24 protein-coding genes, 1 tRNA gene and 1 riboswitch are annotated in these 24,325 nt (G+C 75.8%); of the genes, 17 read left to right on the top strand and 8 right to left on the bottom strand.

Going from position 1 to position 24,325, the window contains the following annotated elements; all coding sequences use genetic code 11:
* Positions 1-55 precede the first annotated feature (55 nt).
* From ACFTWP_RS10105 to ACFTWP_RS10095, 3 genes are all read left to right on the top strand, one after another.
* Positions 56-1,567 carry a PrsW family intramembrane metalloprotease gene (locus ACFTWP_RS10105; RefSeq protein ID WP_380263868.1) on the top strand — a complete coding sequence of 504 codons (1,512 nt, stop codon included), beginning with the start codon at positions 56-58 and terminating at the stop codon, positions 1,565-1,567.
* A 47-nt stretch (positions 1,568-1,614) separates the two neighbouring features.
* Positions 1,615-1,688 (top strand) — tRNA-Met (locus ACFTWP_RS10100).
* 495 nt (positions 1,689-2,183) lie between these two features.
* A complete protein-coding gene (locus tag ACFTWP_RS10095) occupies positions 2,184-3,392 on the top strand; it encodes a hypothetical protein (RefSeq protein WP_380263867.1) in 1,209 nt (402 codons plus the stop codon).
* A gap of 73 nt (positions 3,393-3,465) precedes the next feature.
* Here the strand turns inward: ACFTWP_RS10095 and ACFTWP_RS10090 are convergent, their stop codons facing one another.
* From ACFTWP_RS10090 to ACFTWP_RS10075, 4 genes are all read right to left on the bottom strand, one after another.
* Positions 3,466-4,224 (bottom strand): tyrosine-protein phosphatase, encoded by a 759-nt coding sequence (locus ACFTWP_RS10090; protein WP_380263866.1) that lies wholly within the window; start codon positions 4,222-4,224, stop codon positions 3,466-3,468.
* Between the two features lie 11 nt (positions 4,225-4,235).
* Positions 4,236-4,973 carry a hypothetical protein gene (locus ACFTWP_RS10085; RefSeq protein WP_380263865.1) on the bottom strand — a complete coding sequence of 246 codons (738 nt, stop codon included), beginning with the start codon at positions 4,971-4,973 and terminating at the stop codon, positions 4,236-4,238.
* Positions 4,974-5,103: 130 nt separating this feature from the next.
* Complete coding sequence (locus ACFTWP_RS10080; RefSeq protein ID WP_380263863.1) at positions 5,104-5,844, bottom strand: sensor domain-containing protein; 741 nt, start codon at positions 5,842-5,844, stop codon at positions 5,104-5,106.
* Between the two features lie 119 nt (positions 5,845-5,963).
* Positions 5,964-6,527: a GNAT family N-acetyltransferase gene (locus ACFTWP_RS10075; RefSeq protein WP_380263861.1), complete on the bottom strand. Its 564-nt coding sequence runs from the start codon at positions 6,525-6,527 to the stop codon at positions 5,964-5,966.
* Between the two features lie 34 nt (positions 6,528-6,561).
* Between ACFTWP_RS10075 and ACFTWP_RS10070 the strand changes: the two genes are divergently transcribed.
* A complete protein-coding gene (locus ACFTWP_RS10070; RefSeq protein ID WP_380263860.1) occupies positions 6,562-7,524 on the top strand; it encodes a hypothetical protein in 963 nt (320 codons plus the stop codon).
* Between the two features lie 69 nt (positions 7,525-7,593).
* Here ACFTWP_RS10070 and ACFTWP_RS10065 read toward each other — a convergent pair whose 3' ends face one another.
* Positions 7,594-8,451, bottom strand: coding sequence for a M23 family metallopeptidase (locus ACFTWP_RS10065; protein WP_380263858.1), 858 nt, complete (start codon positions 8,449-8,451; stop codon positions 7,594-7,596).
* A gap of 12 nt (positions 8,452-8,463) precedes the next feature.
* Positions 8,464-8,626: riboswitch (cyclic di-AMP (ydaO/yuaA leader) on the bottom strand.
* A gap of 231 nt (positions 8,627-8,857) precedes the next feature.
* Between ACFTWP_RS10065 and ACFTWP_RS10060 the strand changes: the two genes are divergently transcribed.
* The 12 genes from ACFTWP_RS10060 (at position 8,858) to ACFTWP_RS10005 (ending at position 20,278) form a co-directional block, all read left to right on the top strand.
* Entirely contained in the window at positions 8,858-9,148 is a 291-nt protein-coding gene (locus tag ACFTWP_RS10060) for a YiaA/YiaB family inner membrane protein (protein WP_380263857.1), read from the top strand.
* Positions 9,149-9,340: 192 nt separating this feature from the next.
* Positions 9,341-10,168, top strand: a complete 828-nt coding sequence (locus tag ACFTWP_RS10055) for an alpha/beta fold hydrolase (RefSeq protein WP_380263855.1) — start codon at positions 9,341-9,343, stop codon at positions 10,166-10,168.
* 101 nt (positions 10,169-10,269) lie between these two features.
* Positions 10,270-10,839 carry a TetR/AcrR family transcriptional regulator gene (locus ACFTWP_RS10050; RefSeq protein WP_380263853.1) on the top strand — a complete coding sequence of 190 codons (570 nt, stop codon included), beginning with the start codon at positions 10,270-10,272 and terminating at the stop codon, positions 10,837-10,839.
* Positions 10,840-11,060: 221 nt separating this feature from the next.
* Positions 11,061-12,221: a PP2C family protein-serine/threonine phosphatase gene (locus ACFTWP_RS10045; protein ID WP_380263851.1), complete on the top strand. Its 1,161-nt coding sequence runs from the start codon at positions 11,061-11,063 to the stop codon at positions 12,219-12,221.
* A 75-nt stretch (positions 12,222-12,296) separates the two neighbouring features.
* Positions 12,297-14,570 (top strand): SpoIIE family protein phosphatase, encoded by a 2,274-nt coding sequence (locus tag ACFTWP_RS10040; protein ID WP_380263849.1) that lies wholly within the window; start codon positions 12,297-12,299, stop codon positions 14,568-14,570.
* A gap of 156 nt (positions 14,571-14,726) precedes the next feature.
* Positions 14,727-16,040, top strand: a complete 1,314-nt coding sequence (locus ACFTWP_RS10035; protein ID WP_380263900.1) for an ATP-binding protein — start codon at positions 14,727-14,729, stop codon at positions 16,038-16,040.
* Positions 16,024-16,437: a roadblock/LC7 domain-containing protein gene (locus ACFTWP_RS10030; RefSeq protein WP_380263847.1), complete on the top strand. Its 414-nt coding sequence runs from the start codon at positions 16,024-16,026 to the stop codon at positions 16,435-16,437. The genes ACFTWP_RS10035 and ACFTWP_RS10030 overlap by 17 nt, the downstream gene beginning before the upstream one ends.
* Positions 16,434-16,778 carry a DUF742 domain-containing protein gene (locus ACFTWP_RS10025; protein WP_380263845.1) on the top strand — a complete coding sequence of 115 codons (345 nt, stop codon included), beginning with the start codon at positions 16,434-16,436 and terminating at the stop codon, positions 16,776-16,778. Before ACFTWP_RS10030 ends, ACFTWP_RS10025 begins: the two co-directional genes overlap by 4 nt.
* Positions 16,756-17,373: an ATP/GTP-binding protein gene (locus ACFTWP_RS10020; protein WP_380263843.1), complete on the top strand. Its 618-nt coding sequence runs from the start codon at positions 16,756-16,758 to the stop codon at positions 17,371-17,373. The genes ACFTWP_RS10025 and ACFTWP_RS10020 overlap by 23 nt, the downstream gene beginning before the upstream one ends.
* Positions 17,370-18,866, top strand: a complete 1,497-nt coding sequence (locus ACFTWP_RS10015) for a cytochrome P450 (RefSeq protein ID WP_380263841.1) — start codon at positions 17,370-17,372, stop codon at positions 18,864-18,866. The genes ACFTWP_RS10020 and ACFTWP_RS10015 overlap by 4 nt, the downstream gene beginning before the upstream one ends.
* Positions 18,755-19,936, top strand: coding sequence for a cytochrome P450 (locus ACFTWP_RS10010; RefSeq protein WP_380263898.1), 1,182 nt, complete (start codon positions 18,755-18,757; stop codon positions 19,934-19,936). The genes ACFTWP_RS10015 and ACFTWP_RS10010 overlap by 112 nt, the downstream gene beginning before the upstream one ends.
* Before the next feature lie 114 nt (positions 19,937-20,050).
* Positions 20,051-20,278 carry a hypothetical protein gene (locus ACFTWP_RS10005; protein ID WP_380263840.1) on the top strand — a complete coding sequence of 76 codons (228 nt, stop codon included), beginning with the start codon at positions 20,051-20,053 and terminating at the stop codon, positions 20,276-20,278.
* A 13-nt stretch (positions 20,279-20,291) separates the two neighbouring features.
* Here the strand turns inward: ACFTWP_RS10005 and ACFTWP_RS10000 are convergent, their stop codons facing one another.
* Together ACFTWP_RS10000 and ACFTWP_RS09995 are read right to left on the bottom strand one after the other, a co-directional pair.
* Positions 20,292-21,128 (bottom strand): isocitrate lyase/phosphoenolpyruvate mutase family protein, encoded by an 837-nt coding sequence (locus tag ACFTWP_RS10000; RefSeq protein ID WP_380263839.1) that lies wholly within the window; start codon positions 21,126-21,128, stop codon positions 20,292-20,294.
* Positions 21,129-21,247: 119 nt separating this feature from the next.
* Positions 21,248-21,745 carry a carboxymuconolactone decarboxylase family protein gene (locus ACFTWP_RS09995; RefSeq protein WP_380263837.1) on the bottom strand — a complete coding sequence of 166 codons (498 nt, stop codon included), beginning with the start codon at positions 21,743-21,745 and terminating at the stop codon, positions 21,248-21,250.
* 50 nt (positions 21,746-21,795) lie between these two features.
* On the opposite strand from ACFTWP_RS09995, the gene ACFTWP_RS09990 reads away from it, so the two are divergent.
* Entirely contained in the window at positions 21,796-23,223 is a 1,428-nt protein-coding gene (locus ACFTWP_RS09990) for a PLP-dependent aminotransferase family protein (RefSeq protein WP_380263836.1), read from the top strand.
* A 112-nt stretch (positions 23,224-23,335) separates the two neighbouring features.
* Here ACFTWP_RS09990 and ACFTWP_RS09985 read toward each other — a convergent pair whose 3' ends face one another.
* Positions 23,336-24,319 (bottom strand): hypothetical protein, encoded by a 984-nt coding sequence (locus tag ACFTWP_RS09985; RefSeq protein WP_380263835.1) that lies wholly within the window; start codon positions 24,317-24,319, stop codon positions 23,336-23,338.
* Positions 24,320-24,325: the final 6 nt, after the last annotated feature.

The following is a 24,325-nucleotide window of genomic DNA, read 5'->3' as shown; positions in this document are numbered from 1 at the left end:
ACGTATTGTGCCGAGGGCTCCCGCCGGGTGGGACGCGTCCCCTACCCTTTGCCGCGTGAGCAGCCCGTTCAGCGGGAGGTCCGCCCGCCCGGCGGCCGCCGCCGCTGACGCCCAGGACGCACCCACGCGCACCGCCGGCACCCGGACGATCCCGGGGCCCAGGTCCCGCGGGGCCCGCCGGTCACTGCCCCCGGCGGGGTGGCCGTCGGCCGCCCCGCCGCCCCGGACGGCCGCCGCGCCGACCGAGGCCCTCCCGTCGGACGCCCGCGCCGCGCGGCCGCCCCGGCACCCGCTGCTCGGCCATCCGGTGTTCCGTCACCCGGTGCTGCGCCACCCCGCGCTGACCTCGGTCACCGCGGGGGCGGTGCTGGCCCTGGCCGGCTGCGCCGTGCTGATCCTCCACCTCGTCCGGCGGCAGACCGGCACGACCGGGCTCTTCGTCGGCCTCGGGCTCGCCCTGCTGCCGCTGCCGTTCGTCCTGGGCGCGCTGGCCTGGCTGAACCAGACCGCCCGGGTGCCGGTGCGGCAGCTGGTGTTCTGCCTGGCCTGGGGCTCCTGCGCGGCCACCACGGTGGCGATCCTCGCCAACGGCTGGGCGAGCGACTTCCTGATCGCCCACCAGGGCCTGCGCGGCGAGACGCTCGGCGCCGACTTCGCCACCCCGCTGATCGAGGAGAGCGCCAAGGGGGCCGCCCTGCTGCTGCTCCTGCTGCCGCTGCCGCTGTCGCTGCCCCGGCGACTGCCCCGGCGGCTGCGCTGCCACCTCGACCGCCGCTACGCGGCGCTGCTCCGCGCGCGGACGCCCGGCCGCCGCCCGCCCCGGCCCGACCTGTCGCCGGCGGCCTACGCCCGGCTGCGCGGCGTACTGCACGGGCGCCCGCGGCCGCGTTCGCGCCCCCACCCGCCGCCCCCGGTGCGCGTCCACCCGCGGATCCGCAGCCACCCGCGGGCCCGCTCGCGGCCGCGCACGCTGGCCGCCGGCATCGTCCTCGGCGGCGTCACCGCCTGCGGCTTCGCCTTCACCGAGAACGCCCTCTACCTGGGCCGGGCCTTCACCGACGACCAGCAGCAGCGCCTGGACAGCATCGGCCTCGGCGAGACCCCCAGCCTGCGGGACTTCGACAGCACGGTGCAGACCTTCGTCCTGCGCGGCCTGCTGTCCCCCTTCGCCCATCCCCTGTTCACCGCGCTGACGGGTCTGGGCCTGGCGATCACGATGACGACCGGCCGGCGCTGGCCGGCCCGGCTGGCCGCGCCCGGCGGACTGCTGCTGGCGATGGCCCTGCACGGCACCTGGAACGCCGCCGCGGGGCTGGGCACCCACGGCTTCCTGCTGGTGTACGGCACGCTGATGGTGCCGTGCTTCGCGGCCCTGGTCTCCTTCGCGGTCTGGGCCAGGGCCGGGACCGCCCAGCGCTTCGCACACCGGTCCGAACCGGTGGCCCCGGTGGCGGCCCTGACGGCCGGGCCGGCCCGGACCGCCGCGCCCGCACCGGCCGGACCGGCGGCACCGCCCGGCCCCACCTGCGCGCCCGCCCCTGGCGGCGGTCCGGCACCCCCCGGCTGAACCGATTTCCCATCCGGGTCACATCCACGTACTGTGGGGTTTACCGACGCGGGGTGGAGCAGCTCGGTAGCTCGCTGGGCTCATAACCCAGAGGTCGCAGGTTCAAATCCTGTCCCCGCTACTCAGTAGCACGGAAGGCCCGGCAGATCATCTGCCGGGCCTTCCGCCGTTCCCGCACGATGATCCGGGCGATGCCCCGCGGGCCGCCCGGAGCCGGGCCGGCCGCGGCCGAGGGTCCGCGACCGGTGCCCGACCGCCGGATCCCGCCGGGAAACCACCTCGTAAATCCGTTGCCCCCGGCAGGGTCACGTGCCTATCGTGGCGGCACACTGAAAGGAGGTGATCCTGGTTGAGTACCGTCAGGATGTGTGAGGTGGCTGCTCGCTAGAGCCGCCCCTGCCTGTGCAGTTGAGGTCGTGACCGGCCTCCGGCGGCAGGCGATTCCCAAGCAGTCACCCGGCCCGTGGGCTCACCGGAACATCCCCGGTGCCCCGGTGCCAGCAGCCCGGCGCCGGGCTCTGGTACCGGGGAGCAGCCCACGGGCCGTCTGCGTGTCGCGGTAACCCCGGTTGGGTACAGTCGGCCCGACTTCACGGGGCTGGCGCAGGGGGTAGCGATGGCGGGGGCACGGGCGGCGGAGAACGCGGCGCGGCTGCGGACGGCACGGCGCGCGGCGACGGGCGGCCTGCCCGGGGCGGGTCTGACCGGTCTGCTCCTGTTCGCGCTGGGGCGCCCGCACCCGCTGCAGGCGCTGGGCGGCGGGCTGATGGTCGCGGGGGCCGCGGCGGTCCTGGGCGGCGCCCTGGGATTCCTCTTCGGGGTGCCCCGGATCCGGGCCGGTGAGCAGCCGGCGCCGGTGGGCCCGGCCGGTCCGGCCCGCGACTCGTACGTGCCGAACACCAACCTGGAGCAGGTCTCGGACTGGCTGACCAAGGTGCTGCTCGGCGTGGGCCTGACCCAGCTGGGCTCCCTGGGCGCCCGCCTGCACCAGCTCGGCGCGGCGCTCGCCCCGGCGCTGGGCGGCGAGCCGGGGGCGGCGCCGTTCGCGGCCGCCCTGGTGCTGTACTTCCTGGTGCTCGGGTTCCTGGCCGGCTGGCTGGCCACCCGGCTGCTGCTGCCCCGGGCGCTCTCGAACGCCGACTTCGCCCTCGACCTCTTCCTCGCCGGGCAGGACCGCGACCGCAGGGGCGACAAGGTCGGCGCGGACGACCTGCGGGTGCGCGCGATGCAGCACCTCGGGCTGCTGGGCTCCAGCGACGACCGGCCGGCCGTCGTCCGGGAGCAGTTGCCGCCCGCCGGGGGTACGGCCAGCCCGGAGAACGTGGTCGCCGAGGTGCGCTCGACCGCGCGCCGCTCGGCCCTGTCGGCGGATCAGGTCCGGGAGATGTTCGCGGACGGTTCGGAGGGCCGCCGGGTGCAGGCGCTCGCCCTGATGCAGGGCGACAGCGCGCTGGCCGACCTGGGCAGCGTCCTGGAGGCGATCGAGCGCCCCCGCTCCGGTTTCGAGCAGTACCACGCACTGCTGGCGGCGCGCGGCCTGCTGTCCCGGCTGGCCGTCGGCGAGTGGCACCGGCTGCGGGACGCGGTGGCCTCCCAACTGGTCGCCCCCGAGGGCATCCCGTACGGATCGGACCGCAGCTGGTTGGCGGAGAAGATCCTCGCCCGGGACGACGCGGGGATCGCCGTGCCCCGCCAGGCCACCGCCACCGGCTCCGGCTCCAACTCCAGCTCCGGCAGCACCACGGAGGCCGGCTCCGCGACCGGGGGCGCGGACGGCCGGCGTCCGGAGGGCCGGACGCCGGCGGCGAACCGCCCGGCCTCCTGAGCCGCGGAGCTCGGGCGGCGGCCCCGGGCATGCCCGGTCGCGGACCTCGGGCGGGGACCTCAGGCGGGGGACCTCAGGCGGGGTCGAGGAAGAGCTCCCGCAGCCGGGCCAGGCCCTGCTCGCCGAGGCCGTGCTCGACCAGGAAGGCGGCCGGCGAGCCGTACCGCTCGCGCAGCACGGCGAGGACGCCGGTGATCAGCGCCGGGCCGACCACCTCGGTGACCCGGACGACGCCGTTGGCGTCCACGTACTCCTGCGGCACGCCGTCGAGCAGCCCGAGGCCCAGGTTGGAGAGCAGGTAGTCGTCGACGATGTCCTCGTCGGCGACCCCGAGCGCGCCGAGCAGCACGGCCACCGCGATGCCCGTACGGTCGCGGCCGACGGCGCAGTGCAGCAGTGCGGGCAGGGCCCCGGCCTCGGTGAGCCGGCCGAGCAGGGCGGGCAGGGTGTCGGCCGCGGTGTCGGTGATCAGCCGGTACGCCTCGGCGAGGGGCTTGCCGTAGTGGTCCTCGCCGTCCTGCGGGAGCAGCGGGTGGTGGGCGGTGGCCGGCTCCAGGCCGTGCAGGCGGTCCGGCCAGCGCTCGATCTCCGCCGGGTCCCGCAGGTCGAGGACGGTGCGGACGCCGAGCTTGGCGACGGCCAGGGCGCCCTCCGGGGTGAGCTCGGCGAGCCAGCCGGTGCGGTAGAGCAGGCCGGTGCGCACCCGCGCCCCCTGCGTGGTGGTGAATCCGCCGACGTCCCGGGCGTTGCGGACGCCGGGTATGTCGAGCAGTCGGTGGGCGCCGGGCACGGCGTCGGGGCCGGTCGCCGCGGGCGGGTCGGTGAGGTCCATGAGGAGACACGCTAACGGCTGGGAGAGCCCGGGGGTCGGCGGTTTCCGGCACCGGCGTGGGTGAGGACCAGGATCCGCCGGGTGCGGCCGTCGCCGGGGCGCGGGAAGGCCCGGATCTCGCTGGCGACCCGGTGCCGGCCGAGGGCCCGGCGGAGCTCGTCGAGGTGCGGGCAACGGCGGCCGGCGCCGTCGTGCAGGGGGTAGATCCGGGCCTCGCCGCCGTCGGCGGTGACCCGGACGAGTTCGAGGAGTCCGGCCAGCTGCCGGCGGGGGCCGAACAGGCCGGGGTACGCGAGCAGCAGGTAGGAGCTGAGGGTGAGCGCGAAGGTGCGGTCGGCGAAGGGCAGCCGGGGCAGCGCGGCGGCGACGTAGTCCTCGGGGTGGGCGGCCGTGTCGGCGGCGAACAGCCGGCGGGCGCGGTCCCAGCTGCGCAGGTAGCGCTCGGGCCGGAGGTGGCGGGGGTCGGGGTAGAGCTGCGGCGCGGCCAGCATCGCGCCGGCCATGGCGTCCCGGCCGGCCAGTGCGCGGGCGGTGACGGCTGGCAGCGGCGCGGCGTACGCGGGGTCGGCGGCGATCACGTGGCAGCCCAGCGCCCTGGCCTCCGCGGTGAGTCCGGCGGCGCCGCCCGGGCAGTCGAGGACGGGGCCGTCGACCGCGGCGAGGGCGGCCCTGGTGAGGCCGAAGAGTCCGCAGTACTCGTCCAGGGGGCGCGAGGTGAGCAGGATCTCGTGGTCGGCTGGTCGGGCCATGCCGATCATCGGACCACGGCCGCGGGCGGCCCGCACCCGGGGCGCCGCCGGACGCGCGAGACCCCGGCGGGGCCCGGCGTCGGGGCCCCGCCAGGGTCGGCGGGCGGTCGGCGGCGCGGTCGGCGGCCCGTCAGTACCCGACGGTCTTGCCGCCGCCGCCGAGCAGCCCGCGGATCGCGAGCCGGTTGACGTGGGTCAGGGCGCGGACCAGCTGCGGGGTGAGGAGGACCAGGGCGAAGCCGATCGCGGACATCGCGGCGATCTGGACCGGGGACTCGACGAAGTACCGGTGGCGCTCGCCGTCCTTGGTGAAGTCGAACACCTGGTAGCCCGGCCACGGCGTCCAGCGGGCGAAGACCCAGTGGTAGAGCGGGTAGGCGGCGACCACCCAGCCGGTGACCTGGAAGGTCAGCGACAGCACGAAGGTGACGATCGCCCACGGGAACATCAGGACCTGGTAGAGCACGGCCTTCCAGCCCGCCGGGTCGGCGAGGCGGGCGGTGGCGCCGGCCCAGAAGCCGGGCCGGGCCGGCACGACGGGGGCCGGGCCCCGGACGTCCAGGGCGAGCAGGCGCCGGGCCCGGGCGCGCTCGGCCGCGCCGAACCCGCGGGCGCCGCCGAGCAGGGCCGCCAGCACCGGCAGCCCGATCACGGTGACCAGGGTGCCAGCGCCGAGCGCGAACAGCGTGACCACGTAGACGAACCCGGCGACGGCCAGCGGCAGCCCGCCGAGGGTGAAGCCGAGCTCGCGGACGTGCGCACCGCTGAACGGCGCCCGCCAGAAGCCGGGGCCCCGCTCCGGGTGCCCGGCGCGGACCGGGCGGGGAGCCTCGTGGGTGTCGTACTCGCCGCGCTGCGCGGTGCTGCTCATGGCCGCCTCGGTCCCTCGGGGTGTCCTGGATCGCTTCCTGCTGACACCTCCACCGTCCCGCGGACGGCCGCCGGCGGGTATCCGGCCCACCGGCCGATCCGGGGTGGGGTTAACCCCCGTCAGCCGGCCGGCGGGGTCCACTCGTGCTCCAGCAGCGAGTACTGGAGGGCGTCGTGCCAGGTGCCGCGCAGGTAGAGGTCCTCCCGGATCCGCCCCTCCAGCTGGAACCCGGCCTTGGTGAGGACCCGGGAGGAGGGGGTGTTGGCCGGGTCCACCCGGGCGTACAGGCGGTGCAGTCCGAGGGTGGTGAAGCCCAGGCCGCAGAGCAGCTGGGTGATCTCACTGGCGTAGCCCCGCCCCCAGGTGTCGCGGCGCAGCGCGTAGCCGACGAAGCCGGCCCGCTGGGGTTCGACCCCGAGCACGGCGTTGCCGATCGGCACCGCGTCCTCGCCGTCCTCGTGGCGGGTCACGGCGAGCCGGTAGGTGCTGCGCGGCTCCTTCTGGGCTTCTTCGACGTAGAGCTCGATCTGGTCGGCGCAGGTCTCCCTGTCGCGCGGTTCGAAGGGGAGGTAGCGGGCCGTCTCGGGATCGCCGAAGACGGCGTGCAGCGCGTCGATGTCGCCGGGGGTGTGGTGGAACTCGCGGACGACCAGACGCGGGCCGGTGAGCAGTACGGGGACCATGTCCGCCAACGGTACAGCGGCTACCGTACGTCACATGAACGACGATGACCTGCGGCTCGCCCCTCGTACCCGGACCGCCGAGCTGACCGCCTGGGCGCGGGCCCAGGAACGTGAGCCGGTGGCCGAGGAGCCGCTGCGGGCGGTGCTGACGCTGCTGGAGCTGGGCGGCGCCAGGATGCACGACGGATGGCCGGAACTGACCTCGGCCGCGGTCGAGCACCTGCTGTACGAGCGGCTGTACCTGTACGCCCAGCCGGCTCCCGGAGCGGATCCGCTGGCCTACGGCGCGGCGGTGCGGCTGCTGACCGACCACCAGCGGGCGGCCAAGCGGCTCAACGCCAAGCGCCAGGAGCGGCTGCTGGCGGAGGCCGAGTGGCAGGGCGAGGTGGCGGCCGGCCTGCTGCGCCGGGCCGACCTGGTGACCTGGCCCCGGCTGTACGCGCTGCTGCTGCGGGCGGACGGGGTGGCGGTGTCGGACCCGGCGGCGGTCCGGGCCTGGCTGGACGCCTTCCGCGAGCTGGCTCCGCAGGAGCGGCTGGCGGCGTACGAGGCGCTGGAGGCCTCGGGCGGGCTGGACCGGGTGGACGGCGACGGCGGGTGGGGCCCGACCCGGCTGATGTCGGTGGGGATGGCCACCGACGGCGCCCGGATGCTGCTGGAGAACGGCCTGATGGAACGCAGCTACCGCAACCTGGCGGAGCTGAACGCCCGGGGCCTGCCGATGCCGCCGGAACTGTCCGGGGACTTCGAGTCCTTCGAGGCGGCGGCGGCCGCGGAGGCCCTGCGGCTGTACGGCGAGTGGACGGTGCCCGGGCTGCCGGAGCTGCTGGTCGAGGAGTACCCGGACCTGGCGCCGGAGCCCGGCCAGGAGGAGATCGACGCGTACCTCGCCCAGCTCCCGCAGGAGGCCGCCGAGGCCGGGTACGCCGGGTACGCCGGGGACGCCGCCGGCCCGGACGAGGACTCGGCCGAGGAGTGGGAGGAGTCCCGGAGCTGACGGCGCGGCGCCGACTGCACCGAGCTGACGGCGCGGCGGTCCCGGCCGGGGCCGGGACCGGGCGGTCCGTCAGGGGGTGAGGCCGCGCTGCTCCAGCCAGGTCTCCGGGTCGACCGGCGCGCCGCCGTCGGGGCGGACCTCCAGGTGCAGGTGCGGGCCGGTCACGTTGCCGGTGGCGCCGACCTTGCCGATCTGCTGGCCGGGGACGACCTTGCCCGAGGCCTTGATGATCGAGGAGAGGTGGCAGTACCAGATCTCGGTGCCGTCGGGCAGCGTCTGGATGATCCGGTAGCCGTACGAACCGGACCAGCCGGCCGAGGTGATGGTGCCGGAGCCGACCGCGTACACGGGGGTGCCGGTGGAGGCCGCGAAGTCGAGGCCGGTGTGCAGGTGGGACCAGTACGAGGCGCTCTGCCCGTAGTGCGCGGAGAGGTGGTAGTCGCGCACCGGCAGCTGGACGGCGGCGAGCTTGGCCTTCTCGGCCGCGGCGGCGGCCCGCTCGGCCTCCTGCTGCTGGGCGGCGCGCTTGGCCTCGGCCTCCTGGGCGGCCTGCAGGCGGGCGCCCTCCTCGGCGGCGGTGCGCTGGCTGTCGGCCTGCAGCTGGATCCGGGCGGCGAGCGCCAGGCCGGGGTCGGCGGAGATCACGGTGGTCTCGTCGGGCGAGACGACGGCCGGCGCGGCGGCGGGGGTGGCGGAGGCGAAGCCGGTGGCCCCGAGGGTGGCGGCGACGGCGGTGACGCCGAGCAGCGGTCCGCTGCCGCGGGTCTGACGCGGCATCCGGTGCCGGTTGTTGTCGGCCGGGCGTGCCGGGGCGCTCTCGTCCCGGCCTTCCCCGTACGAGCCGCCGTGCGCGGGAGGCCAGGGGTGGTCGAGCAGCTGGGTGCCGGTGGAACCGGGCAGGTATGCCGGAGAGTGCGACGACGCCACGGAGGCGCGCTCCTTTCCTTCCTTCGCGCCTACCGGGTTAGCTGACGGGTTCGGAGCAGGAAGGTCTCCTACGGCCGGGCCTGGGCCTGGCCGATTCACCCCAAGGAACGGTGGTTCCCCGGCTCCCTGACCTGCCCCGGAGGGCCGGCCGTGCGGGATTAGGCGAGCGCACGGTGCCGTGGATACGGCGTTGCCGACCGCGCTGCGTTATCAAACGTTAATCCTAGGAGCCCCTGATTCCAAGCCATTCGAGGGGGACAGTCACAATTCCATGGGTCGAAATGGGTGATTTGGCATGGTTACCTTGGGGTGCCACTACGGATCGTGAGCATGCGTCAACAAACCGCACCTGAATCTGAGTACTCGTACTCATGTGCGCGGCATGACGCCTCGCCATCCTGGCCGCATGAGCACCCCGATGCAGTCACGTACCACGGCGGCGTACTTCGTCCAGGCCGTGCTGTCCTTCGCCGTCTCCGCCGCCGCGCTCGCGGTCGGCATCGCCAACCTGCCGGTGGGCCCGTGGACCAGGGCGTTCCTCGGCGTCGGCCTGCTGTACACCGTGACCTCGTCCTTCACCCTCGCGAAGGTGATCCGCGACCGCCAGGAGAGCACCGAGATCGTCACCCGGGTCGACCAGGCGCGGCTGGAGAAGCTACTGGCCGAGCACGACCCCTTCAAGGTCGACGGGATCTGACCGGTCGGGCCCGCCCGACCGACGGCCCGACCGGCCGCCCCCGAGCGTGACCGGCTGGCCGTCGGGCCGTCGGGCCGTTGGCGGCGAACGGTCGACAGCGGGTCGCTCCTTGACGACTAAGGCTATTAGCCTTAGCTTTATGGCTATCGGCACCTCGCCGACGGCACGGCCCACAGGCCAAGGAGGCCCGCGATGTCCATGACCTCACTCGCGACCCGTTACCTCGACGTCCCCGGCGGGCGGCTCGCCTTCGACGACACCGAGCACGGCAGCGGCGCGCCCGTCCTCCTGCTCCCCGGCATGCTCGACTCCCGCGCCGCCTACCGCCACCTGCACCCGCTGCTGGTCGAGGCCGGCCACCGGGTGATCACCATGGACGTCCGGGGCTTCGGCGACTCCTCGATCGAGTGGGACGACTACTCCCCCGCCGCCATCGCCGCCGACGCGCTGGCCCTGCTGGACCACCTGGGCATCGACCGCGCCGTCGTGGTCGGCAGCTCCTACACCGGGGCCAGCGCGGTCAAGGTCGCCGGCGACGCCCCCGACCGGGTCGCCGGGATCGCCCTGCTGGACGCCTTCGTCGAGAACCTGCCGCAGACGGCCTTCCAGCGCGGCCTGGTCACGGTGCTCGGCTCGATCCTGATCCGGTTCCCCGCCTTCTGGGGGACGTACCAGAAGCTCGCCTTCCCCACCGCCAGGCCCGCGGACTTCGACGAGTACCGGGCCGCGCAGGTCGCCGCCCTGCGCACGCCGGGGCGCCGCACCGCCACCCGCGGGTACGTCCGCGGCGACTCCGCACCGGTCGGCTGGTCGGCCGCGGTGCGGTGCCCCGCGCTGGTCGTGATGGGCGGCAAGGACCCCGACTTCCCCAAGCCCGAGGTGGTCGCCGACCGGCAGGCCGCCGCGCTGAACGCCCGCAAGGTGATGATCGAGGGCGCCGGGCACTACCCGATGGCGGAGTTCCCGCAGGCCACCGCAGACGCGCTGCTGCCCTTCCTGGCCTCGCTCGCCCGGGGCTGAGGCGCTTTCACCCCGCTGCGACCGCCGCCCCTGCCGCCGCGCCCGTCCCTTCACCGCCCCTTCGCGCCCTTTCGCCGCCCCTTCGCCCCACGGGAGACCCCATGCCACGCGTCGGACTGACCCCGGACGGCGTGGTCACCCACGCCCTGCGCCTGATCGACGACCAGGGCCTCGACGCCCTCACGCTGGCCGCCGTCGCGGCCCGGGCCGGGGTCGCCACGCCGTCCCTGTACAAGCACGTCCCGGGCGGTCTGGCCGAGCTGCGCCGCCTGATCGCCGTCCGGGTCACCGAGGAGCTGGCCGAGCGGCTGGCCGAGTCCGCGGTCGGCCGCAGCGGGGACGAGGCGGTGGAGGCCGTCCTGCGCGGCTACCACGCGTACGCCCTCGACCACCCCTGGCGGTACCACGCGCTGCCGCAGGCCCCGCAGCCCGACGAGGAGCTCACCCGGGCGGCGACCAGGCTGGTCGAGGTGCTGGTCGCGGTGCTCCGGGGCTACGGGCTGCAGGGCTCCGAGGCGATCCACGCGGCCCGGACGCTGCGCTCGGCGGCGCACGGCTTCGCCGCGCTGTCGATCACCGGCGCCTTCCAGTTCTCCGAGGATCCGGCGGTCACCCAGGACCGGCTGATCAGGGTCCTCACCAGCGGGCTGCGGGCCTGGCCGAAGGACTGACGCGGGCCACCCGCTCACCCCGTCGGCACGGCCCGCGCCCGCCCGTCCGGGCAAGCCCCCACCGGCACGGCCGGCTCCGGGGCGGCTCAGCCGGGGGACCGCGGGCGGCGGCGGCGACGCCACCGAGTCACCCAAACGGGATCAAACGGTCGTATGGCATTAGATTGACTGATCAAACAGGCGGTGAGTACCGGCGACCGCCGAAGCCGGGGGAGGTCGCTGTGCCCGCAGCCGACGAGACGGCGCGCCGCCCGAGCGGCTCGCGGTGGTGGGCCCGGACGGTGCGTCGCGGGCCACTGGGCCGCCGGGGGAGCCGGCTGCTGGACGGCGACCCCGCGGCCGAGCGCGCGGTACTGCTCCTGCTGCTCCTCGCCTGCGTGCTCTTCACCGCGCTGTCCGTCGCCCTGCCGGGCAGCTGGCCCCCGTCCGCCCTGGTGCTCCCGCTGGTCTGCGGCGGTCTGGTGCTCAGCACCCGCCGGCAGCTGGCGCTGGTGGCCGCGGTGCTGGCCGGCAGCGCGCTCAGCGCGTACTGGCACGAGCCGCACGGCGTACGGGCCGGTGTCACGGTGGTGCTGGCGCTGACCGCCCTCGCCGGGCTGGTGACGGCGCGCTTCCGCAACCGGCTGGGCCTGCGCGGCCTGCGCGGCGACTCGATGCTGCTGGAGCTCTCCGAGCACACCCGCGCCCTCGGGCGGCTCCCGGACCGCCTGCTGGACTGGCACTTCGACCGGGCCCTCGCGCCGGTCGGCGGCAGCTCCTTCTCCGGGGACTTCCTGATCTGCGCCCACCGGCCCGAGGACGACCTGCTGGAGGTCGTCCTGGTGGACGTCTCCGGCAAGGGCAGCCGGGCCGCCGCCCGCTCGATGCACCTGTCCGGCGCGTTCGCGATGCTGCTCGGCTCCGTCCCGCCGGAGTCCTTCCTGCCCGCCGCCAACGACTACCTGCTGCGGCTCGGCTGGGAGGACGACTTCGCGACCGCCGTGCACCTCGCCCTGCGCCCGGCCAGCGGGCGGTACCGGTTGTTCAACGCCGGCCACCCGCCGCACGCCCACTACCGCCCGGTGGACGGCGGCAGCTGGCTGGTCGGTGACGGCGGCGGACCGGCGCTCGGCCTGCTGGCCGGCAGCGCCTACCCGGCCGCGCACGGGCGGCTGGCCTTCGGCGACGCGCTGCTGCTCTACAGCGACGGCCTGGTGGAGGTGCCCGGGCTGGACATCGACGCCGGGATCGGGCGGCTGCTGGCCGCCGCCGAGCCGGTGCTGCGGGTGCCGCGGGGCGCCGGCAGCCCGGCCGGGCGGTTGCTGCGCGCGGTGGCGAGCGACGTCCCCGACGACCGGACACTGGTCATGGTGCGGCGGCTCGGACCCCCATTCGCGAGTTGAGCAAATAGTATGAAGAAATTACGTTCGCCTTCAGGACGAAGCCCCCCTCACGGAACGGAAAGGCCGGGTAGCCCGATGGACCTGACCTCGCCGTGGCTCCCCCCCTCCGAGGACGACAGCCGCAGCCCGCTCGCCACCCCCGGTACCCGCAGCCCGATGCGGTGCGTGCGGTTATTGCTGAACTGCTCCAGCGCCGGGGAACTGCTCGGAACCGTCCTTTCCGAGGGCCCGGCCTGGATCACCGGTGAAGGCTGCGCGATATACCTGCTCGACTCCGGCGGAATGCTCCGGCTGACCGCCTCGCACGGCCTGCCCGACTGGGCCCACGAGCGCTACGGCACCGTCGACCCGGCCGGTGAGCTGCCCGCCGCGATGGCCCTGCGGCTGCGCCGCCCCTACCTGCTGAGCCCCGAGCGCACCAGCATCGACTACCCCAACCGCAACACCGGCATGGGCACCGGCATGGTCGCCCTGGTGACCCTGCCGATGATCGTCGACGACCGCCCGATCGGCGTCCTCGCCCTGGCCCTGGCCCACCGCGGCACCGTGCCCCGCCGTGACCTGGACGTCCTGGAGACCATCGGCGAGGCCTGCGCCCACCGGCTCTCCCACCTGCTGGACCACGTCCACGCGAGCACCCGCGCCCCCGAGGGGGTCCGCACCCACACCGCCGCCGGCGACCCCGCGCCGCTGGCCCACCCGCTGCTCTCGCTCGCCGTCCACGCGGCCGGCGCCGGCGCCTTCGAACGCGACCTGGTCACCGGCGAGACCTACTGGGACGCCCAGGCCTACCGGGTGGTCGGCCTGCCCCCGCCGCCCGAGGGAGCTCCCGGGGAAGCCCCCGACCTGTCCCGGATCGTGCACCCCGAGGACCTGCCCGACGTGCAGGCCGGCCTCGCCGACGCGCTCGCCGGCGGCGGGCCCTACCGGCTGGCCTACCGGGTGCTGCGCCGCGGCGGCGGCGCCATCCGGATCCGCGAGAGCGGCGAGGTGATGCTCGACGTCCACGGCCGGCCGGTGCGGATAGCCGGACTCCTGGTCGACCGGGACCGGACCGGCGCGCCCGAGGACCGGCCGCGGCCCGAGGCCGGTCCGGAGGCCCCCGTGGTCGGCGCGCGCTCGGCCCTGCTGCTCGCACTGACCCGCACGCTCTCGCGCGCGATCACCGTCCGGGACGTCACCACCGCCGTCACCGACGTGGCCGGACCGGCCCTGGGCGCCGCCAGCCTGGTGCTCGACCTGGTCGACGAGGGACGGCTGCTGCCCGTCTCGCACACCGTGTACGGAGGCCCGCGCCGCACCGAGCTGAACCGGCTGGCGGACCTGTCCGAAGGCGTCATGCAGCGCTCGCTGGCCCGCTCCACCCCGCTGTTCAGCGAACCGGGCCGCCGGGGCCCGGGCCCGACGGGCGGGGGCGGTCCGCTGACCCCGCCCGCCTGGGCGGTGCTGCCGCTGATCGCCTCCGGGCGGCAGGTCGGCTCCTGCCTGATCACCTTCGCCACCGAACGCGTCTTCAGCCGGGACGACCGCACCCTGTACTCGGCCTTCGCCGGCGTCCTCGCGCAGTCCCTGGAGCGGGCCCGGCTGTACGACACCCACCACCACCGGGCCACCGAACTGCAGCGCGCGATGCTGCCCCGCACCCTGCCGACCGTCCCCGGCATCGCCGCCGCCGCCCGCTACCTGCCGAGCACCGAGGGCATGCAGATCGGCGGCGACTGGTACGACCTGATCCGGCTGGCGGACGGCAAGGTCGGGCTGGTGATCGGCGACGTCCAGGGCCACAACGCCGAGGCCACCGCCGTGATGGGCCAGCTGCGCAGCGGCCTGCGCGCGTACGCCACCGACGGGCACGACCCGGCCGCGACCCTGGCGAGGACCAGCCGGCTGCTCGCCGAGCTGGACACCGAGCTGTTCGCGACCTGCCTCTACCTCACCCTCGACCCGGCGGACGGCACCCTGAGCGCGGCCCGCGCGGGGCACCCGGCGCCGGTCCGGATCGCCGGCGCGCGGGCGGTCGAGCTCGACCTGCCGGGCGGTCCGCCGCTCGGCGTCGACCCGGGCGCCCCGTACCCGCTGACCACGGGCCACCTCGCCGCCGGCGAGTCGCTGCTGGTCTACACGGACGGCCTGGTCGAGGACCGGGAGGAGGACTACGACGAGTCGGTGCACCGGATGCTCGGCGGCCTGGAGCTGTGGGCCGGCCGGACCGGCCCGTTCGACGGCCCGGCCGGGCCGGAGCTGGAGCGGCTCGCCGACCTGCTCACCCTCAACGTGACCGAGCGCCGCTCCCGCCCCGACGACGTGGCGCTGCTGCTGCTGCACCGGACGGCGCGGTCCGGCGGCTGAGCGGAGCCCGTCCCCCCGCTTCCGGGCGGGTGATTGCGCAGGCCGGCCGGCCCGCCCGGGCCCGCCGGGGCCCACGGAAGGAGCCGGTCCGCACAATTGACCGGGGATCTGTTCACATCACCGTAGGATCACCTGCCTAGAATTCGCCGCGTGACGATGACTCAGTGGTGCGCGACCGCGATCGGCGTTCTGGCCGTCCTATCGCTGGCCGCCGTCGCGCGCTACCGGTCGGTGACCCACGCCCAGCGGCGCCGGCTCACCGCCCAGCAGCGCGAACTCGACCTGCTGCGCGAGCGCCTGGACTCCGAACTGGGGCAGCGCGGCGCCGAGAACGCCGCCGTCCAGCGCGAACAGGAACTCAACTCCTCCACCCAACGGGCCTTCCTCAGCGTCGCCCGGCGCATCCTGGTGATGGCCCACGACCAGCAGGCCCTGCTGGACGAGATGGAGCGCACCCACCACGACCCCGAACTGCTGGACGGGCTGCTCAAGGCCGACCACGCGGCCGCCCAACAGGCCCGGCTGGCTCAGACCCTGGCCGTGCTCTGCGGCGCCCGGGCCGGCCGCCACTGGCCCGAGCCGGTCGCCCTGGAGGACGTGGTGCGCGGCGCCCAGTCCCGGATCCTGCCCTTCCAGCGGGTGGTCGTGCGCAGCCGGCTGGAGAGCGCCGTGATCGGCGCCGCCGCGGAGGCGCTGATCCACGCCGTCGCCGAGCTGCTGGACAACGCCACCCGCTATTCACCGCCCAGCACCCAGGTGTTCGTCACCCTGATGCCGGTGCACAACGGCGCCGTCATCGAGATCGACGACGGTGGCGTGGGCATGCCGGACCAGGCCGTCGCCAAGGCCGCCGCCGTACTGTCCGGCGGCAGCACGCTGGAGGTCTCCCGACTGGGGGAGGTACCGCAGTTGGGACTCGCGGCGGTCGGCCGGCTGGCCGACCAGTACGGCTTCCGGGTCACCCTCAGCTCGGCGCCGTCCCCGTACGGCGGTGTGCGCGTCGTGGTGCTGCTGCCGAACTCCCTGCTCACCGAACCCCTCCCGCCGACGGTGCCGACCCAGGGGGCACCCGCCGCGGTCGACCCGGGCCACACCCGGCCGGCCCACGCGACGCACCCCCGCCCGTCGCACGCCCGCCCGACGCACGCCCGGCCGGCCGACCCCGAGCCGGCCGCGGACGACCGACGCTCCCCCGCCCCGACGGTCGAGGGATCCCGGACGACCGGCGCCACCCCACCGCCGCTGCCCCGCCGCAGTCACCGGCGCGACCGGGCGGCCGAGGCCCCCCGGCCCGCCGAGCCGGCGCCGGCGGCACCCCGCTCGGCCCAGCAGGCGCAGAACTTCATGGCGCGCTTCCAGGCCGGCACCGCGACCGGCCGATCGGCAGCCCGCCCGGCGCAGCCGGGTCCCCCGCAGGCTTACCCCCGCCCTCCCCAGCGCTCCGGAGAAACCGATGACCACCAATCCTGACCTCGGTTGGCTGCTCGCCGACATCATCACCGTCCCCGAGGTCCAGCACGCCGTCGTGGTGTCCAACGACGGGCTGGAGATCGGCCGCAGCGCCGCCATCGCCCGCGAGGACGCCGAGCGCCTGGCGGCCGCCTGCTCCGGCCTGCAGTCGCTGGCCAGGGGCGTCGCCCAGGGCTTCGGCGGGCGGAACAGCTCGACCCGGCAGATCGTCGTCGAGTACGGCGGCGGCTACCTGTTCGTCGTCGCGGCGGGCGCCGGCAGCCACCTCGCAGTGGTGACCGGCGACGCGGTGGACGCCGGCCTGGTGGCGTTCCAGATGCAGGTCCTGGTGGAGCGGATCGGGGCCCACCTGACCAGCCCGCCGCGTGTGGAGCACGCGGCGGGGGGCCGACCGTGAGCAACCCCGTCCGGCCCTACGTGATCACCGGCGGCCGCAGCCGGCCGAGTCGTGAAAGCCTGGCCCTGGAAAGCCTGCTGAGCGTCCCGCCGGAGGCGCCCGAACTGCCCGACGGAGTGCTGAACCGCGAACACCTGCGGATCCTGGCACTCTGCCGGAGCCTGCTCTCGGTCGCCGAGGTCGCCGCCCACCTGGGCCTGCCACTGGTCGTGGTCAAGGTCCTGGTCGGCGATCTCTGGGACCTCGGCGCGCTCCAGGTCCTCCCGCCCGCCCCGCAGGCCGACCGCCTGCCCGCAACCCTCCTGGAAGAGGTGCTCGTTGGCCTCCGCCAACTCCGCTGAGCCGTCCGGACCCTCCCCCGAGTACCTGCCGTCCTCCGTCCAGGGCGCGGTGAAGATCCTGATCACCGGCCCGTTCGGGGTCGGCAAGACCACCCTGGTCGGCTCGCTGAGCGAGATCACCCCGCTGCGCACCGAGGAGACCATGACGGCGGCCAGCGCCGGCGTGGACGACCTCACCGGGCGCGCCGGCAAGCGCACCACCACCGTCGCCCTCGACTTCGGCCGGATCACGCTCAACTCCCGGCTGGCGCTCTACCTGTTCGGCACCCCCGGCCAGGAGCGGTTCCAGCCGCTCTGGGAGGACCTGTCGCGCGGCGCCCTCGGCGCGGTGGCCCTGGTGGACGTCCGCCGGGTGGGCGAGGCCTTCGACATCCTCGGCCGGCTGGAGGAGCAGCGCATCCCCTTCGCGGTGGCCGTCAACACCTTCCCCGACAGCCCGAGCTACCCCGAGGACGAGTTGCGCGCGGCCCTGGACCTGCTGCCCGACGTGCCGATCCTGCACTGCGACGTCCGCGACCGCACGGCCGCCTACGACCTGCTGATCGACTTCGTCGGCCACCTGCACTCCACCGCCGTCCTGGAGCTCCAGCCGTGACCGCCCCCGATCCCGGGCCGGCCGCCACCGCCGAGCCCGCGCCGCCCTCCCCGCCGCCCGGCTGCCCGATGCACGCCGGCTCGTCCCCGGCCGGCGCCGCGGCGCTGTACGGGGGCGCCGTCGCCGAGGACCCGCACGGCCTGTACGCCGCGCTGCGCGAGCGGCACGGGCCGGTCGCGCCGATCGAGCTGGAGCCCGGGGTGGAGGCCTGGCTGGTGCTCGGCTACCCCGAACTGCTCGAACTCACCCGCAACGAGCAGCTGTTCTCCAAGGACTCGCGCCGCTGGCGGGTCCCGGCCGAGGGCCGGCTGGCCGCCGACTCCCGGCTGCTGCCGATGACCTCCTGGCGCCCCACCCTGCTCAACCTGGACGGCGCCGAGCACCAGCGGCTGCGGGACGCGGTCGCCGACACGCTGGCCCGGATCGACCACCGCCGGCTGCGCGAGACCACCGAGGCCGCCGCCGACGGGCTGATCGACGCCTGGGGCCCGGACGGCACCGCCGACCTGATCGCGCAGTACGCCCGCCTGCTGCCGCTGCTGGTCTTCACCCAGCTGCTCGGCCTGCCCGCCGAGGCCGGACCCCGGCTGATCGAGCTGATCAGCCACTTCGTGGACAGCAGCGAGCGGTCCGTCCGGGCGGGCGTCGAGTTCCAGGGGATCCTGACCGAGCTGGTGCGCAGCCGCCGCGCCGCCCCCGGACCGGACCTGACCTCCTGGCTGCTGGCCCACCACGCCGCGCTGACCGACGAGGAGGTGGTGCACCACCTGGTGGTGATCCTGGTCGCGGGCAACGAGACCACCATCAACTGGACCGGGAACACGCTGCGGCTGCTGCTCACCGACCGCCGGTTCCGGGCCACCCTGAGCGGCGGACGGCTGACCGTCTCGGACGCGCTGGAGGAGGTGCTGTGGCGGGACCCTCCGACGCAGAACTTCCCCGGACGATGGGCCACCGGCGACACCGTGCTGGGCGGGCAGTACATCACCGCGGGCGACATGCTCGTCCTCGGCCTGGCCGCCGCCAACGCCGACCCGGCCGCCCAGGGGCCGACCCTCAGCACCGGCTCGACCCTGCGCGACGGCACCGGAGTGGCGGGCAACCGCGCCCACCTCGCCTGGGGCGCCGGCAAGCACGTCTGCCCCGCCCAGGAGCCCGCCCGGCTGATCGTCGAGACCGCCGTCGAGACCCTGCTGCACCGCCTGCCGGACCTCCAACTCGCCGTTCCGGCGCATGAGCTGGCCTGGCGTCCGTCCCCGTGGTCGCGGGCCCTGGTCAGCCTGCCGGTGCTCTACAGCGCCTTCACCCCGCCCCGCCCCGCCACTCCCGAGAGGTCCGTATGGACACCGTCGCCGCCGTCACCTCCGATGACCTCGAACCCATCGCCCTCGACCCCTTCGGACGGGACCAGCACGCCGAGAACGCCCGGCTCCGGGCGGCCGGGCCGGCCGTCCTGGTGGAACTCCCTGGCGGGGTGGTGGTCTGGGCGATAACCCGGCACGACACCCTGCAGCAGCTGCTGGCCGACCCCCGGGTCGGCAAGAACGCCCGGCTCTGGACCACCTTCACCGAGGGCCGGCTGCCCGAGGGCTGGCCGCTGCTGAACTTCATCACGGTGCCCGGCATGGTGACGGCCGACGGCGAGGACCACCGCCGGCTGCGCGCGCTGGTCACCCAGGCCTTCACCCCGCGCCGGATCGCCGAACTGCGGCCCGCCGTGGAGGCCCGCGCCGCCGCCCTGCTCGACCAGGTCGCCCTGCTGGAGGGCGAGTTCGACCTGCGCCGGCACTTCGCCTACCCGCTGCCGATGCAGGTGATCGGCGAGCTGCTGGGCCTGCCGCCCAGGCAGCAGGACGAGCTGCACGAGCTGTCCGACACCCTGGTCTCCAGCTCCGCCACCCCCGAGGCGGCCGTCGCGGCCCAGCAGGGCCTGTTCGCGCTGCTCGCCTCGGTGGTCGCGGCCAAGCGCGCCGAGCCCGGCGACGACCTGACCACCGACCTGATCGCGGCCCGCGCCGCCGACGACCGGCTGACCGAGCAGGAACTGGTCGGCACCCTGCTGCTGATGCTGGTGGCCGGGCACGAGACCACGCTCAACCTGATCACCAACGCCGTCCGCGCGCTGCTGGCGCACCCGGAGCAGCTGCGGCTCGTCCTCGACGGCGAGCAGCCCTGGTCGGCGGTGGTCGAGGAGACCCTGCGCTACGACTCCCCGGTCGGCCAGTTCCCGCTGCGCTACGCGACCGAGGACATCGAGGTCGGCGGCGTGCTGATCCGGCGCGGCGAGGCACTGATCGCCTCGTACGGATCGGCCGGCCGCGACGAGGAGCACTACCCGGACGCCGACCGCTTCGACATCACCCGCGGGGCCCGGCACCTCTCGCTCGGCCACGGCCCGCACTTCTGCCTCGGTTCGGGCCTGGCCCGGCTGGAGGCGGAGACCGCGCTGAGCGGCCTGTTCGGCCGGTTCCCGACCCTGGCGGCGGCCGACGGGCCAGCGCCGGAGCCGATCGGCTCCTTCGTCAGCAACAGCGTGCGGACCCTGCCGGTGCGGGTGCGCTGACCGCGGCGGGTGACGGCCCGTCCGGGCGTGCCGGCCGCGCCCGGGGGCGGACCGGCCGGGCGGACCGACGGCCCGGGTGGGTGACCGCCGGGCCGCCAGCTCGTTTGGCCTGCCATGAAGAAGCTCGCGGCACTCGCCGCCCTGACCATGGCGGGCCTCGCACTGGCCGCCCCCGCCCACGCCGCCGCCCCGGCCGGCGGTGACGCCCTCGGCGGGATCGCCGACGGCCTCAGCGTCTCGCCCGGCGACCTCGCCCTGCAGGAGGCCGCCGGCCTGCCCGTGGTCGGCGGCCCGGTGCAGGGCCTGCAGTCGCTGGCGCCCCGGCCGGGGGCGGGCGGCTGAGCCGCGGCGGGCGTCAGTCCGCGAGCAGGGCGTTCAGCTCCTGGTAGCCGAGGCCGCCCGCGATCGTGTCGTAGGTGTCGCGGCCGTAGGCCTCCTCGGCGGCGAGCCTGAGTGCGGCGTAGGCCGCCCGGGCCAGGCCCGGGCCGAGGCTGACCCTGGCCACCCCCAGCCGGGCGAGTTCGGACACCGGCGGAGCGCCCGGGCCGGCCAGGACGTTGAGCGGCGCGGGAACCGCCTCGACCAGCGCCGCGACGGTGGCCGGGTCGGTGACGCCGGGGACGAAGACGCCGTCGGCGCCCGCCTCGGTGTACGCCCGGGCGCGGTCGACGGCGGCGGCCAGGCGGTCGGCCGGGTCCCCCACGCCGAGCAGGAAGACGTCGGTGCGGGCGTTGACGAAGAGGCGCACGCCGGCCGCGTCGGCGGCCGCTCGCGCGGCGGCGATCCGGGCGGCGGCCTCGGCGACGGGGCGCAGCGGCCGGTCGCCGCCGTGCAGGCCGTCCTCCAGGTTGACCCCGACGGCGCCGGTGGCGAGCAGTGCGGTGACGGTCGAGCCGACGCCGTCGGCGGTGTCGGCGAAGCCGCTCTCCAGGTCCGCGGTGACCGGCAGGTCGCCGGCGGCGCGGACGATCCTGGCGGTCTGGGCGAGCACCTCGGTGCGGTCCGCGCGGTCGCCGTCGGGGTGGCCGAGGGTCCAGGAGACGCCGGCGCTGGCGGTGGCGACGGCGACCGCTCCGGCGGCGGCGACCAGCCGGGCGCCGGCCGCGTCCCAGACGTTCGCGAGGAGCAGCGGGTCGCCGGGCCGGTGCAGCGCGTGGAGGAGCAGGGCCCGGTCCTGTGGGGTGGTGGTCATGGCCGCCATGGTGTCCTGTCGGTGCGAGGGTCGTCCGGCGGATTCCGGACGTCGTACGCGACGTCCGACGGGTTCCGGACGCCGCACGGGTACGGGTACGGGTACGGGTGGGGCTGCGGCTACCGCGGCGCGGGGCTGAGCCGGCAGGTGACGCCGACCCGGTTCCAGGCGTTGATGGTGATGATCACCGCGATCAGGCTGGCCAGTTCCTCCTGCGCGAAGTGGCGGGCGGCCTCCTGGTAGACGGCGTCCGGCACGTGGCCCTGGGTCAGCAGGGTGACGGACTCGGTGAGGGCGAGGGCGGCGCGCTCGCGGGCGGTGAACCAGGGGGTCTCGCGCCAGGCCGGCAGGGAGCGGATCCGGTGCTCCTGCTCGCCGCCCTTGACGGCGTCGGTGGAGTGCATGTCGATGCAGAAGGCGCAGCCGTTGACCATCGACGCGTGGATCTTGACCAGTTCGGCGAGCTGCGGCTCGATCCCGGTCTTGGAGGTCCGCTCCAGGGCGCTCATCGCCCGGTAGAAGTCGGGGAGCACCTCCGGCAGGGAGATCCGCTGCTCGGGGGCGGGGACGTGCGCGTCGCGGGCGGCGGCCGGTGCGGTGTCGTTCGTCGTCGTCATGAGCGCCAGCCTAGGAGGGCACTGGCCTGCCGGTGTGGTTCATTGGAGGCATGGAATCCTGGTCCACTTTCGGCGGAGACCTGCACCTGGACCTCACCGGCCGGCGGGCCGGCGGCCTCGGTCTGCGCGCCGCCCTGGAGGACGCGCTGCGGACGGCGGTGCAGGACGGCCGGCTGACCCCCGGCACCCGGCTGCCGTCCTCCCGGGCCCTGGGCGGCGATCTCGGGATCGCCCGCAACACCGTCGTCGAGGCGTACGTCCAGCTCACCGCCGAGGGCTGGCTGACCTCCCGGCAGGGTGCCGGCACCACCGTCGCGGACCGGCCCGCGCCCCCGGCGCCGGCCGCCGCGCCCACCGCACCGGCGCCCGGGCCCGCCGTCCGGTACGACCTGCGGCCCGGGCGGCCGGACCTCTCGCTGTTCCCGCGCGCCGCCTGGCTGGCCGCCGCCCGCCGGGCGCTGACCGCGGCGCCGAACGAGGCCTTCGGCTACGGCGGCCCGCTGGGCCGGATCGAGCTGCGGCGCGCCCTCGCCGGCCACCTGGCCCGGGTGCGCGGGGTGCGCACCGACCCGGAGCGGATCCTGGTCTGCTCCGGGCACACCCAGGGGCTGGGCCTGCTCTGCGGCGCCCTGCGCGAACGCGGCGCCACCGCCCTGGCCGTGGAGGCGTACGGGCTGGCGCCGCTGCGCGGCGTGGTGGCGGCCTCCGGCCTGCGGCGGGTGGCGCTGGCGCTGGACGAGGGCGGCGCCCGGACGCGGCTGCTGGACGGCTCCGGGGCCGGCGGTGTCCTGCTGACCCCGGCCCACCAGTTCCCCACCGGCGTACCCCTGCCGGCGAGCCGCAGGTCGGCGGCGGTGGAGTGGGCCCGGCGCACCGACGGGTTCGTGATCGAGGACGACTACGACGGCGAGTTCCGCTACGACCGGCAGCCGGTCGGGGCGATGCAGGCGCTCGACCCCGAGCGGGTGGTCTACTCGGGCACGGCCAGCAAGAGCCTCGCACCCGGCCTGCGGCTGGGCTGGCTGGCGCTGCCGCGCGAGCTGGCCGCGCCGGTGGCCCGGCTCAAGGTGCTCGCCGACACCCACTCCGGGGTGCTGGACCAGCTCACGCTGGCCGAACTGATCACCTCGGGCACCTACGACCGGCACGTCCGGCGCTGCCGGCTGCACTACCGGCGCCGCCGCGACCGGCTGGTGGCGGCGCTCGCCGAGCGGGCCCCGGGGGTCCGGGTGACGGGTGTCGCGGCCGGCCTGCACGCCGTCCTGCTGCTGCCGCCGGGCGGGCCCGCGGAGGCGGAGCTGATGGCCCGCGCCGGGGCGGCGGGCCTGGCCGTGGGCGGGCTGGCCGAGTGCCGCGACGAGGCGGCCGGCCCCGGCGACGGCTCCCCGCAGGGCCTGGTGATCGGCTACGGCACGCCGCCCGAGCACGCCTTCGAGGGGGCGCTCGACGCCCTCTGCGGACTTCTCGGACGGCTCTGACGGCTCTGACTGCCCTGACTGCCCTGACGGGCCGCCGCACGCCGACGACGGCGGCCCGGGGAGGGCCTCGGCCGGCCGCCGGACCGGCCGAGGCCCTCCCCGGGCGAGCAGGTCAGCCGCCGATCTTGTCGACCAGGCCCACGGACAGGTAGGTGAGGGGCTGGTCCGGCTGTCCGGGCGTCGACTGGAGGGTCTCCAGGACGGTGGACGTCGCGGGGTCCACGATCATCGAGTCGACCGCGACGCCGAAGTCGTCGATCACCAGCTTGGTGCCGGTGCGGCCGGCGCCGTCCCGGGCCGTCCCGACGACCTTGACCCCCGCCACCCGGGCCAGCGCCTTGAACAGCGCGGCGCGCTGCTCCGGGCCGGTGGGCGCCCCGCCGAGCAGGGTGCCCACCTGCTGGAAGACGCTCGCGCCCGGGTACTGCGACGAGCTGTTCATCAGGGCCAGCAACTGGGCCGGGTCGGTCGGCAGCCGCTCCACGCCCTTCCAGTCGAGCTTCACCGGCCCGAGGCCCCAGCTGAGGCCCGGCTTGGTGCCCACCTGCCTGCCGTCCTTGACGATGGCGATCGTCATGTCGTGCGACATGTACAGGGTGGTCACCGAGGGCTGGTAGGTGGTGCCGTTCCACTCCGCCGCCTTGACCTCGGTCCTCCAGTAGGACCCGGCCCCGGCCGGCTGGGCGGCGGCCACCGTCGCGACGTCGTCCAGGAAGGTCGCGGCGGTGACGTCCCGGGCCGGCTGCGCGGCGGTCGGCGACACCCCCGTGCCCGCCGCCCCGGTACCGCCGGTGCCGTCGGTGCCGCCGCCGGTGAGCACGACGCCGGCCGCGACGGCCGCCGCCACCAGGGCGGTCGCCAGGATCCGGCGGCCGGACGCGAGGCGGCGGCGCATCGGCAGCACGGCGGCGGCCCCCGCGCCCACCGGCCGCCCGACCGGCTCGTTCGCGGCAGCCGCCGCGGCCTCCCGGTCGGCCGCGGCCCGGACCGCCGCCCTCGCCCGGGCGAGCGCCTGCGCGGAGGGCGGCTGCACCCGGCCGGCGGCCCGCAGGGCGTCCGCACCGGGGAAGTCGAGGAGGTCCTGCTGCTCGGTCATCGGTGT

The sequence above is a fragment of the Kitasatospora sp. NPDC057015 genome, from assembly GCF_042673745.1.
In the GTDB taxonomy this organism is placed as follows: Bacteria; Actinomycetota; Actinomycetes; order Streptomycetales; family Streptomycetaceae; genus Kitasatospora.
The sequence above is the reverse complement of the archived record's forward strand: the minus strand, read 5'-3'. Positions and strand labels throughout refer to the sequence as shown.

Bases quoted from the DNA above. Each gene is read 5' to 3' on its own strand.
- ACFTWP_RS10030 (WP_380263847.1), top strand. From the start codon at position 16,024: ATGACCACCAATCCTGACCTCGGTTGGCTGCTCGCCGACATCATCACC.
- ACFTWP_RS10040 (WP_380263849.1), top strand. From the start codon at position 12,297: ATGGACCTGACCTCGCCGTGGCTCCCCCCCTCCGAGGACGACAGCCGC.
- ACFTWP_RS10090 (WP_380263866.1), bottom strand. From the start codon at position 4,224: ATGGACCTCACCGACCCGCCCGCGGCGACCGGCCCCGACGCCGTGCCC.
- ACFTWP_RS10000 (WP_380263839.1), bottom strand. From the start codon at position 21,128: ATGACCACCACCCCACAGGACCGGGCCCTGCTCCTCCACGCGCTGCAC.
- ACFTWP_RS10055 (WP_380263855.1), top strand. From the start codon at position 9,341: ATGTCCATGACCTCACTCGCGACCCGTTACCTCGACGTCCCCGGCGGG.
- ACFTWP_RS09995 (WP_380263837.1), bottom strand. From the start codon at position 21,745: ATGACGACGACGAACGACACCGCACCGGCCGCCGCCCGCGACGCGCAC.
- ACFTWP_RS10070 (WP_380263860.1), top strand. From the start codon at position 6,562: ATGAACGACGATGACCTGCGGCTCGCCCCTCGTACCCGGACCGCCGAG.
- ACFTWP_RS09985 (WP_380263835.1), bottom strand. From the start codon at position 24,319: ATGACCGAGCAGCAGGACCTCCTCGACTTCCCCGGTGCGGACGCCCTG.
- ACFTWP_RS10050 (WP_380263853.1), top strand. From the start codon at position 10,270: ATGCCACGCGTCGGACTGACCCCGGACGGCGTGGTCACCCACGCCCTG.
- ACFTWP_RS10080 (WP_380263863.1), bottom strand. From the start codon at position 5,844: ATGAGCAGCACCGCGCAGCGCGGCGAGTACGACACCCACGAGGCTCCC.
- ACFTWP_RS10075 (WP_380263861.1), bottom strand. From the start codon at position 6,527: ATGGTCCCCGTACTGCTCACCGGCCCGCGTCTGGTCGTCCGCGAGTTC.
- ACFTWP_RS10035 (WP_380263900.1), top strand. From the start codon at position 14,727: ATGACTCAGTGGTGCGCGACCGCGATCGGCGTTCTGGCCGTCCTATCG.
- ACFTWP_RS10060 (WP_380263857.1), top strand. From the start codon at position 8,858: ATGAGCACCCCGATGCAGTCACGTACCACGGCGGCGTACTTCGTCCAG.
- ACFTWP_RS10085 (WP_380263865.1), bottom strand. From the start codon at position 4,973: ATGGCCCGACCAGCCGACCACGAGATCCTGCTCACCTCGCGCCCCCTG.
- ACFTWP_RS10005 (WP_380263840.1), top strand. From the start codon at position 20,051: ATGAAGAAGCTCGCGGCACTCGCCGCCCTGACCATGGCGGGCCTCGCA.
- ACFTWP_RS10095 (WP_380263867.1), top strand. From the start codon at position 2,184: ATGGCGGGGGCACGGGCGGCGGAGAACGCGGCGCGGCTGCGGACGGCA.
- ACFTWP_RS09990 (WP_380263836.1), top strand. From the start codon at position 21,796: ATGGAATCCTGGTCCACTTTCGGCGGAGACCTGCACCTGGACCTCACC.